General features: G+C 40.3%; 8 protein-coding genes and 1 pseudogene. 6 read left to right on the forward strand and 3 right to left on the reverse strand.

What is annotated here, in order from left to right:
* Positions 1–201: 201 nt before the first annotated feature.
* The gene (locus QNJ50_RS27205) at positions 202–783 is read right to left on the reverse strand and encodes a phycobilisome protein (RefSeq protein ID WP_300641910.1); all 582 of its coding nucleotides are present in this window, start codon (positions 781–783) and stop codon (positions 202–204) included.
* A gap of 167 nt (positions 784–950) precedes the next feature.
* Here QNJ50_RS27205 and QNJ50_RS27210 point away from each other — a divergent pair, with 167 nt between their 5' ends.
* The 5 genes from QNJ50_RS27210 (at position 951) to QNJ50_RS27230 (ending at position 4272) form a co-directional block, all read left to right on the forward strand.
* Positions 951–1613, forward strand: a complete 663-nt coding sequence (locus tag QNJ50_RS27210; protein ID WP_300641912.1) for a HEAT repeat domain-containing protein — start codon at positions 951–953, stop codon at positions 1611–1613.
* A gap of 118 nt (positions 1614–1731) precedes the next feature.
* Positions 1732–3171 (forward strand): hypothetical protein, encoded by a 1440-nt coding sequence (locus QNJ50_RS27215; RefSeq protein ID WP_300641913.1) that lies wholly within the window; start codon positions 1732–1734, stop codon positions 3169–3171.
* 107 nt (positions 3172–3278) lie between these two features.
* Complete coding sequence (locus tag QNJ50_RS27220) at positions 3279–3659, forward strand: hypothetical protein (protein ID WP_300641915.1); 381 nt, start codon at positions 3279–3281, stop codon at positions 3657–3659.
* Positions 3660–3672: 13 nt separating this feature from the next.
* Positions 3673–3840 (forward strand): metallothionein, encoded by a 168-nt coding sequence (locus QNJ50_RS27225; RefSeq protein ID WP_300641917.1) that lies wholly within the window; start codon positions 3673–3675, stop codon positions 3838–3840.
* Positions 3841–3861: 21 nt separating this feature from the next.
* Complete coding sequence (locus QNJ50_RS27230) at positions 3862–4272, forward strand: metalloregulator ArsR/SmtB family transcription factor (RefSeq protein WP_366914346.1); 411 nt, start codon at positions 3862–3864, stop codon at positions 4270–4272.
* Between the two features lie 1059 nt (positions 4273–5331).
* Here QNJ50_RS27230 and ade read toward each other — a convergent pair.
* A complete protein-coding gene (gene ade, locus QNJ50_RS27235; RefSeq protein ID WP_300641918.1) occupies positions 5332–6966 on the reverse strand; it encodes an adenine deaminase in 1635 nt (544 codons plus the stop codon).
* A 773-nt stretch (positions 6967–7739) separates the two neighbouring features.
* Between ade and QNJ50_RS27240 the strand changes: the two genes are divergently transcribed.
* A complete protein-coding gene (locus tag QNJ50_RS27240; protein ID WP_300641919.1) occupies positions 7740–10373 on the forward strand; it encodes a UPF0182 family protein in 2634 nt (877 codons plus the stop codon).
* Here QNJ50_RS27240 and QNJ50_RS27245 read toward each other — a convergent pair.
* Positions 10352–10479 (reverse strand): annotated as a pseudogene (locus tag QNJ50_RS27245) (IS630 family transposase); the annotation flags it as partial. The gene QNJ50_RS27240 and the pseudogene QNJ50_RS27245 overlap by 22 nt on opposite strands.

Raw genomic sequence — 10479 nt, forward strand, 5'->3', positions numbered from 1 at the left:
CTACATGACAAAACAAAGCATCTAAACTGAACATAGGACAGGCTGCTGATTTGATGTTATTCTCAGCTTACTACCTGTCCTTTTTCTTATCCCGAACTCAGGTTAATTGGCAATTGGTAATGGGTAATGGGTAATGGGTAATGAGTTACTGATAACTGTTAACTGTAGCGCCCGTAAGGGCGTGGCGTTAGCCATAAACTCTTAACTGTCCCGAAAGCTAGCCATTTTAGTAATCAGATGGTCGAAATAAGGACTCAAAACTTCTGCTAAATCTGTGTCACATCGTTTTAGACTAGCAGTCTTAATACCTTCTAAACCAACAACCATTGCATCTAAAGGTACTTGTAATTCTTCATATAGTAACTTCATATAGTGAAGCCCAGTAGAACTCGTATATTCTGAGTGTCCCCCAGCAATTCCGTAGGAAATACAACGCAAAAAATGCCAAAAATCTCGCCAGCAAGCAGCTGCTCGTTGTTGAGGATATAAACCTCCTCCGGGTTGGGTAATATCGGGGTAGGTAGTTAAAACTTGCTCCCTAGCTTCATCAACAATTTCAGTGACGCAATCGCGCAAAACTTTAACAAAAGGGATAAATTTTGAATTGTTTGGTGCAAGGGTTTCTATCTGCTGTAAATCTTCATCTGTCAAATAGCGACCTGCATCATCTGCTGCTTGAAAAATCTCAATTGCTGTTTTTGGATGGGTTTTTTCCCACTCAGCAAAGCTGACAATTCTCGCTTTGATAATTAATTCTTTTACTTTTTCTGTTAATTGGGTCATTTTTTACCTACTCCTATACATCTTTTTCTATAAGCTTTTAGCAAATTCAGACGCTAACCGTTGATTACCCAATCCCCAAATAAATCTTGCCTTAGGATCTTCTTATTTGTTTAATTTTGTAAAATAAAGTAAAAAATATGAGTTAAAAAATCTGCCCGGGTATATACATGGAACTCCAGGAAATCAAAGCAAATCTCAACAACTCCGATTTTTCTTATCGTCTCAAGGCTATTGATGCTCTTAACAGTTATCAATCGGAAATTGCTGTACCCTTACTCAAAACTAAACTCTATGATTCAGAATTTTTGGTTCGATCGCGCGTTGCGATGAGTTTAGCAAAAAAACAAACTTCAGAATCTTTTGCAGCTTTAATGGAAATGATGAAACTAGATGATACTCCCAACGTACGGGCTGAAGCTGCAAACTCCTTATCTTTATTTGGGAAAGTATCAATTCCCCACTTGGTAGCAACTTTTTATCAAGACGATCATTGGATAGTTCGTCGCAGTATCATAGCTGTATTAGTGGAAATGGAATGTCCCGAAGACTTATTTGATGTTTCCCTGGTAGCTCTTAAGGATGAAGACTTAACAGTACAGGAATCAGGAGTAGATGTATTGGGTGTGCTCGCAAATACTAATAAAAGTGCTGAAGCTTTAGCGAAATTACTAGAATTAGCCAACCATGAATTACAAAATATACGTCTGCGGGCTGCTTATGCGTTAAAAAGATTTGACGATCCTCAAGCAAAAGCAGCCTTAGAAAAACTTAGAAAAGACCCCGATCATCGGGTTGTCGGTGCAGCGTTAGAAAATCTTTTAGAGAAATAACTTAGGAAATTACAACTATCTAGAATTCTAATATATAGAATTTATTCGCTCTCTTGAATGTGGAAGTAATTTGAAGAAAAATCATATTAGATAACCTATACTGTGGGCTTTATGATTTATGGAAAATACTTCGTACTCAGAGAATCATAATTTCTTCCTAAATACTCAAGATGGTGATTTAGTTAGTAAATTTACCTTGGGTAATGGTGACGTACAGGAATTTTTACTTGGTAAAGGTAAATTCAATATATTAAATCGCAACAAACATAACAGTAAATTTTTCTTGAATTCATTACTTCTAGATAGTATTGAATCAATCTCATGTAAGTATTACAACCATCTGTATGGAGAAAATACTGCTAATGAATTGATTGCAGATCTCGAACTCAAAAATCATAAAAATAAAATTCAGTTGGTTGATGAAGATGGCGTCAGTGTATCTTTCAACGATAAAGATTTACTATCCGGAATAAATCAATTTTTTAACGATCGCCTGAACTCGGAACTGAATGAAATTTCCCCAAAATTTTCACTAGATGACCTAAATTTAGAAGATCTAGATTTAGAAGATCTGAATCAATTTGTCTTTCCGCATAAGCTCGATAAACCTTGGTTTATTCCCGAATGCACTACTAAATTCAGTCCCGATCCCTTATATAAGACCATTGGTAATTACAGTACAACTATCGCAGTAAATGGCGACCCAGCTGATATTTACTACCCTATTGTACCTAATATTGCCAAAAAAACCGTAGAATTCCCGGTAGCATTAATGTTACAGGGTGCATTAGTAGATAAATCTGATTACTCAAATTATGCGGCTCAAGTTGCAAGTTATGGATTTGTTGTTGTTGTCCCCAATGACGAAAGAAGTGTAGTAAATCCAGCAACAGGCGAAGCATTCACCGGACTCTTCGCCCAACAGCAGCAGGTCAACGATGTTCTCAATCAAATGGTCATAGAAGATAATAACCCCTCTTCTCCCATAGCAGATATTGTTGATACAGATAAATTAGGATTACTAGGTCATTCCTTTGGTGGTTCTGTCGGATTAGGCGCACTTCAAGACGATATTTGTTTACCAGGAATTTGTTCGGAAGACTATGTTCAGCCACCAGAATTAATGGCTGGTATATTTTATGGCACGAGCTTTAGAGATCCAATAACAAATGAATTTCTTCCAGTGAATAATGAGGATATTCCAACTGGATTGATTTTTGGTAACCGTGATAGTGTAATTCAACCTTCTTCAACTGAAGAAACCTACGATGAAATAATTAATCCGCCCAAAGCCTTAATTACAGTTGACGGAGCAAACCATTACGGTATAACTAACGAAGACAATCTTATTCGCGAGCCGAGTAGACCTACATTAGACCAGGAAATTGCTGTAGAAACAATTGCCCGTTGGAGTGGTTTATTTTTGCGTGCTCATTTACTAGGAGATAGTGGTGCTTTCGACTACGTTTACAATACGGGTGATACACTCGACCCAAATGTTGACGTAATCAGTCAAACCCAACCATTTCCTGAAACAAGTCAGATGTTAGCCATTTAGAAATTCCATATAAAATCTCCACACCCTTAGTCAACAAAAATCCTTGCGGCGTAAGTGCTCTGATTTCAGTAAATTTTAACAGGACTATCAAAAACCAGAAAATTTAAATGCGATCGCTAATAATCACAGATACAGCTTGGGAAAATTTAAATGCGATCGCCCAAAAAAATAACCTGAGTCGCAGTGATCTGTCTGCATCTAACATCCGTCAGGATGCGTCAAACCCACAGCTATTGCTAACTATGGTGAAGTTTTCATTGGGACTACCTTCTGCCTACGCTTGGACGCAGCAAGTTGTTCGCAGTAAGCGCGTTCTAACACGTAGTGCGTACAAACTTCTGCCTTTCCTGTTCCGAGAAGCTGGTGGGCGAATTGGAGAAACCGGGCATCGGCATAACAATCTATTGATCGTAGATATTTGTAAAGATTGGTGGCACTCAATACCTGAATACCTGTTCAGGTATTACTATTATTGTAGTAGAATGTAAAAGGAGTCAGTCCATGACTACCGTGACACAAATGAAATGTGCTTGTGAATCTTGTCTATGCATTGTTTCCCTTTCTGATGCTGTGATCAAAGATAGCAAAGCTTACTGCTCCCAAGACTGCGCCAACGGCCATCCTACTGGACAAGGTTGCGGACATAAGGGCTGCGGTTGCCATGCTTGAAGGAGAGTCAAGCTTTAGCTCATGCTAGACAATCCTCCTAACCAAGTGACCACAGATAATTTTAAGGATGAGGAAGAAATTTGTTGCCAACTTCCTCATCAAGCTCACTCTGGAGAGAAAATCCTCCCTCAACCTCAAACCCTGGCTGTTGAAAAGGCACAGAAAATATCGGAGTTTCTAGGCGTTTTAGCTGACACCAATCGCCTGCGAATTCTCGCCCTGCTAGCAACCCAGGAAATGTGCGTTGGAGATATAGCCACCGCCTTGAAGATGAATGAATCGGCAGTTTCCCATCAATTGAGAACCCTACGCGCTAACCGATTGGCCAGCTACCGCAAGCAGGGAAGGCATGTTTTTTACCGCCTGCAAGACGAACACGTCCTCAAATTTTACCAAGCCTTGGTTGAACATCTCGATGAAACAACCCCGTGAGGTGACTTCAATAATGAAGCCCTACATAAAATCCTGATTACTAGTCTTACTGCTCCCTTCTCAGAGCCCCTGCACCCTGTCCTCACCCAATTTGAAGCCCCGATTCCACGTTTTCACTCAAATGTTGCTCAATTCTAGATCAAAGCAATAAAAAAATTCCCGATTTACCCATATGGCTTACTGGGGATTTAATGTTTTGGTGTAGCCTTACTTTCCTTGGGAGGCTCGAAAAAATAACTTCCCAATAATTTTTCCTGCTCTGGGCTATTACTTAGCCTTCGCTATTCAAAACTTAGGAAATTAAACTTAGGAAATTATTTATGCGAGTGTCCTAATATTGAAGCATTGACTGCAACTTCTTTATGCAAACATCAAACTGCAAATACTTAAATACCGTATCTACTGTAAATCGATAGATCATAAATATGACTGGCAATCCAAGTAAAAATAATTACTCTTTAATCAAGACGGAGACGATGTGGAGGATTTGCTGTTACTCTTTGCTCCACCATGTTTGTGACCCTCAAAACAATAACACTCAAGCTATACTCACTGGGGGATCTCCTCTTTTAATGAATTCAATTTGGAGTTTAACTGCTTGAAATCACAGTTAATTAACTCCCTCTTTTACACTTGAGGAAATATCAGATTTTTAGATGAGTGTTACTATTGTTATTTAACGAGACAGATATTAGATAAAACAGACTGTTTGACCTCCTTAATTAAATTTGGTTAAACATGTAATCTCTGTCAGGGAAGTCTTTTAGACTTCAATTATTAATATATCACTTTTTATTTCAAGCGAGAGCAAATGATACATAATTTTACGCTGCGTCCTCAATTTTGAGACTCAAAAACTATTGCCCTATTGAGAGCAGGAAAAACAAATCTTCTACCTTAAAACCTAAATAATCGTTACGCAGCAGCGCGTCTTCCTTAACTCAAAAAACTGGCGGGTTATTTCCGCTCCTCAGTACTAGGGTGCTGAATCATATGCCAATGAACGTACTTTTAGGCACTTTTCTTTTTAAGATATCTCTTTAGAAGGTATCAATATATTCAATCAACCCACAGAGAAACAAACTGGAAATCTTTACCACTAAACAACCCTCGATCACTTAACTTTAAATCAGGAATTACCAGCAGCGCCATGAAAGAAAGGGTCATAAATGGTGCTAATAGCTGAGAACCCAATTTTTTTACCTCAGCATTTATTTGAGCATATTGTTTTGCCACCATATAACCATCTGCATCACTCATCAGTCCAGCTATAGGTAAAGCAAGCACTTGGATACTACTGTTTTCTACTACAGCAATACCTCCTTTAGCGTCAATTATCCCATTTACTGCTGTGCAAAGTTCCTCATCACTTGTACCAACAGCAACAATATTATGGGAATCATGAGCAACGCTAGAAGCTATAGCACCTCGTTTAAGTCCAAAATTTTGAATTAATCCTACAGCAGGATGTACATTTTTATAACGATTGACGACGGTAAGTTTGAGAACATCCCGTTCTAAGTCGGCTGTCACTTCACCATTTTGAATATGGGCTGGCAAAAGTTTTTCTTCTGTAATTAAGTTTTTATCAAAGGCTGCAATCACTCTGACTTTTGTACCTTTGGCAGGGATACAAAACTCTGTTGTGTGTTTTGTGGTAGCGCTAAAATTATTTATTATTGGCACTGGTAGAGATGATAGCAATGGTTTACCTGCCTTAGCAACTAAAATCCCCTTGCAATAGGTAGACAGCACCTCAAATTTTCTCAAATTTTTGACTGTAATCAAATCTGCAAAATCACCGACTTGTAATAGTCCCACATGGAGGTTGTAGTGTAAGACGGGATTGATACAAGCGATTTGCAATACTTTCATCACATCATGACCAAGTATAACTGCTCTTTGCACCAACTGATTAATGTGCCCATGCACCAAATCGTCAGGATGCTTGTCATCACTACAGAACATACATTGGCTGGGGTGAGAATCAATCAAACTGTGTAATGCATCGAAATTTTTTGCTGCTGAACCCTCACGAATAATAATCTTCATACCCACTGCAAGTTTATCTAGTGCTTCTACTAAGGTACTGCACTCATGGTCGGTAGTAATATTTGCACTAGCATAACTATAAACAGCCTCACCCTGGAGTCCTGGTGCATGTCCATCAACTGGATATCCTAATTCTTGAGCAATACGGATTTTTTCCATTACCTCTGTTGCACCAGCTAAAACCCCAGGAACATTCATTACTTCGCTAAGGTAAGAGATACCGTCCCGATCAAAAAGTTCACGAATTTCTTTGCTTGTAAGTTCAGCACCTGCAGTTTCAAACTGAGTTGCAGGAACGCAAGAAGGAGCACCAAAGGCAATTGTGAAGGGTGTTTTAACTGCATTAGCAACCATAAAACGCACACCTGAAAGTCCTAGAACATTAGCAATTTCGTGGGGGTCACAAACTGCTGCAACTGTACCATGCACTGTTGCCAAACGGGCGAATTCAGTTGGTACAACCATTGAACTCTCAATGTGAACGTGAGCATCAATAAAACCAGGAAGTATATATTGGTCATAGTGTTGCCCATATTCGGGTACTATAGCTTGAATATATCCATCATTAATGATTATAGTTCCCGGAAATATGGTTTTGTGGAGAATGTCTACAATGTTTCCAGAAATGCTGAAGTTTGCCATAATCCACCCTCCGGGAAAATCACAGGGAATGAAGAGGTTATCATCTGCTTTAAGTATAAAAAATACGTAGTTAATATAGTGAATTTGATAAGAATCTTTGAATTTCCCAATAAATTAAACATGAGCCTCTTTTACTCCTGTATAAATTTTTAGTTACTCATTCCTATGTGGCAATACAGTTCAGTTAAGACTTTTTTTAAACAAATAACACTGTAGAGACGCGACAGAGCCTGCGGCGTCGGCGTTAACCTCTGTCGCGTCTCTACAAAAGAAATTTAGGCTTATCTGAACCGTATTGTCCTATGTGGTGGATCGCATACCAATTAACATTAGGCACTTTTCTTGAAAGAAAATACCAGCAGTCAAATCAATATCTCTTTGACGCGCGGCATGAGCACGCAAACGCAGCTAGCGGCTTGCACGCATTCCTTACGGAATGAACGGCACGTAGCGTAGCTAGAGCCTGCGATGTCGGCGTGAAAGGCATCCTAACAGATGTGTTCGCTGTAAGCGCGTTCAAGGGGCACCAGAGGTGTTTGGCTACGCCGCGTCAACAAACGCTGTAAGCGCGTGCAAACACCGTAAGGTGCGTCTTTGCCTCTAGCGTACTGGATTGCACGTGTCTGACGACGTAAGCGCAGCTTTCTTGCTTTGCCGTCGCCGGATACGTTTTATCAAGTCCTCACAATTTCCCCAAATTTTTTGCTTAATTTGAGAATGCTCAATCCTAAGTTTTAACTAATGAGGCCATTTATACGGATGCAATCAGAACTATGAAATTCAGTGGACGAATCATCGTAATCATAATCATCGCTCTGATGATTTTACTTACCTCATTAGGGACTGTTGTTCGTCTAATTACGGATGCTTGGTGGTTTGATGCAACTGGCTTTAGCAATGTCTTCTGGACAAGAATAACCTGGCAAGTGCTAATTTGGTTAACCACACTCCTAGTCTATGGCTTGTTTTTATGGTTAAATTATCGTCTAGCGATGGGATTTACTCGCCGTCAGTCCTTTGAACTGCGATCAAATACAGTTTGGGCACCCTATACCAGGGCGATTCCTTATTTAGTTGGGGTGGGAATTATACTGATTGCACTTGTCGCTGCAACAACAAGTTTATCTGAATGGGAAACTGTTCTCAAGTTCTTGAATCAAACAAAGTTCGGTCGTTCCGATCCCATTTTTGGGCAAGATATTAGTTTCTACTTATTTCAACTGCCGTTTTATCAAACCCTCTGGGGTTGGGTGCAAGGACTGTTATTTTGGGCGCTGGGGATTGCAGTAATAATTTATGTCTTTAAAGGAGCAATTACCCTTAGGCAGGGCAGGGAGCCCTTGCTAACTGGTAAAATCAGAGCTCATCTAAGTACATTACTGGCAGCGATCGCCATCTTGGTGGCAATTAATTTTTGGCTGCAACGATACGAGTTGCTATATTCTACGAATGGGGTAGTATTTGGTGCAGGCTACACCGATACCCATGCTCAACTCCATGCCTACTGGTTTATGGGGTTTGCAGCCCTGGTACTGGCAGGATTATTTACAATCGGCATTTGGCGCAATGGCTTTGTGTTGCCACTCTATGGCATTGGACTTTATGTAATTGCTTTGATTGTTGTGAATGGAGCTTATCCCTGGTTTGTGCAGCAATTTATCGTCGCTCCTAACGAACTGGAGAAAGAAAGACCTTACATTGCCAACAATATTAAACTAACTCAGCAAGCTTATGATTTGGATCGGGTAATTAAGCAACAATTCCCGGCAACTAGTCAACTTAGTCGTGAAGACATAGCCCAGAACCAGTCTACAATTCGCAACATCCGCCTGTGGGACTATCGCCCGCTTTTGAGTACTTACCGTCAGATTCAAGAGATTCGGCTTTATTACCGTTTTCTGAATGTAGATATTGATCGCTACACTATCAACGGAAGCTATCGCCAAGTTATGCTTTCTCCTAGGGAATTGCAGACAGAACGACTTTCCTCAAAAGCACAGACTTGGGTGAATAAACGGCTCAAGTATACCCATGGATATGGACTGGTGATGAGTCCGGTGAATGTGGTGACTCCCCAGGGCTTACCCCAAATGTTTATTCAAAATATTCCCCCTCAATCATTGATCGACTTAAATGTAACAGAACCGGCAATTTACTACGGAGAAGGCACTGATAATTACATTTTTACTCATACAACCACAAAAGAATTTGACTATCCCCAAGGGGACACCAATGCCTTCACAATGTATGAGGGAAAAGGGGGAGTCCCTCTATCTTCCTTGTGGCGACGCTTAGTTTATGCCTATGACTTTGGCAGCATTAAGATCCTAATTTCTAATTACTTTACTAACGATTCCCGTGTCCACTATCGCCGCCAAATCCGCGCTCGTATCAGTGAGGTCGCTCCATTTTTGTTACTAGATAGCGACCCCTATATTACCGTAATTAATGGTCGGTTAAAGTGGATTGTTGATGCCTACACCGTTAGCAATCACTATCCCTACTCAGAACCAGTAGTTCGTAGCAATAATGGTAACGCCCTATCGCCTGTGGGCAGTTTGGCAGAGATTTTCCAAAACAAGGTCAACTACATACGCAATTCAGTCAAAGTAGTTGTTGATGCCTTTGATGGTACTATGAGATTCTTTGTAGTAGACCAAACCGATCCCATATTGGCAACTTACCGCAAGATTTTTCCTAGCCTATTTATTGCCAACAAATCCATTCCTCCAGCCATCAACAGCCATTTCCGCTATCCCCTCGACTTATTCAAAGTCCAAGCGCAGGTGTATTTGTCTTATCACATGAAAAATCCCGAGGTGTTCTACAACCGTGAGGATCTGTGGCGCTTCCCCATGGAGTTATATGAAAACAATCCCCAAATCATGGAGCCATACCACATCATCATGCGTTTACCGGATAGTAAACAAGAAGAATTTGTCTTGATTTTGCCATTTACTCCGGTCAACAAAGATAACATGATTGCCTGGATGGCTGCGCGATCAGATGGGCACAACTACGGCAATCTATTGCTATACGAATTCCCCAAACAACAACTGGTGTATGGTCCCAATCAAATTGAAGCTCGAATTAACCAAAATCCCTTGATTTCCCAGCAGCTTACTTTATGGAATCAACAAGGGTCGCGGGTGATTCGAGGCGATTTATTAGTGATTCCAATTGAGCAATCCTTGCTATACGTTGAACCTGTTTACTTGAGAGCAGAACAGGCACAACTGCCCGAATTGAAACGGGTAATTGTTGCCTATGGCGACCAAGTGGTGATGCAAGAAACCTTGGAGCAATCATTGGCAGCGATTTTTGCTGTTGCTCCTGCTCCAGATAAACCAGTGGCAGTTGAAACTCCCGTTACCCTACTAGTCTGTCAAGAAATAATTGAGGGATAAAGTCGTTTAAGTTTAATCCGCGCATCTGTGGTAGTAAACTGCCAATCAACTGTGCGATCGCGTTGATTTCTTTGTATTTCCCAAGCAGTAACTTCCTTGATTAAAT

This window comes from Mastigocoleus sp. MO_188.B34, from assembly GCF_030065675.1.
Classification (GTDB): domain Bacteria; phylum Cyanobacteriota; class Cyanobacteriia; order Cyanobacteriales; family Nostocaceae; genus Mastigocoleus.

What these genes read in the sequence shown, in the direction of transcription:
- QNJ50_RS27205 (WP_300641910.1), bottom strand. Translation starts at nt 783, where the DNA reads ATGACCCAATTAACAGAAAAAGTAAAAGAATTAATTATCAAAGCGAGA.
- QNJ50_RS27210 (WP_300641912.1), top strand. Translation starts at nt 951, where the DNA reads ATGGAACTCCAGGAAATCAAAGCAAATCTCAACAACTCCGATTTTTCT.
- QNJ50_RS27215 (WP_300641913.1), top strand. Translation starts at nt 1,732, where the DNA reads ATGGAAAATACTTCGTACTCAGAGAATCATAATTTCTTCCTAAATACT.
- QNJ50_RS27220 (WP_300641915.1), top strand. Translation starts at nt 3,279, where the DNA reads ATGCGATCGCTAATAATCACAGATACAGCTTGGGAAAATTTAAATGCG.
- QNJ50_RS27225 (WP_300641917.1), top strand. Translation starts at nt 3,673, where the DNA reads ATGACTACCGTGACACAAATGAAATGTGCTTGTGAATCTTGTCTATGC.
- QNJ50_RS27230 (WP_366914346.1), top strand. Translation starts at nt 3,862, where the DNA reads ATGCTAGACAATCCTCCTAACCAAGTGACCACAGATAATTTTAAGGAT.
- ade (WP_300641918.1), bottom strand. Translation starts at nt 6,966, where the DNA reads ATGGCAAACTTCAGCATTTCTGGAAACATTGTAGACATTCTCCACAAA.
- QNJ50_RS27240 (WP_300641919.1), top strand. Translation starts at nt 7,740, where the DNA reads ATGAAATTCAGTGGACGAATCATCGTAATCATAATCATCGCTCTGATG.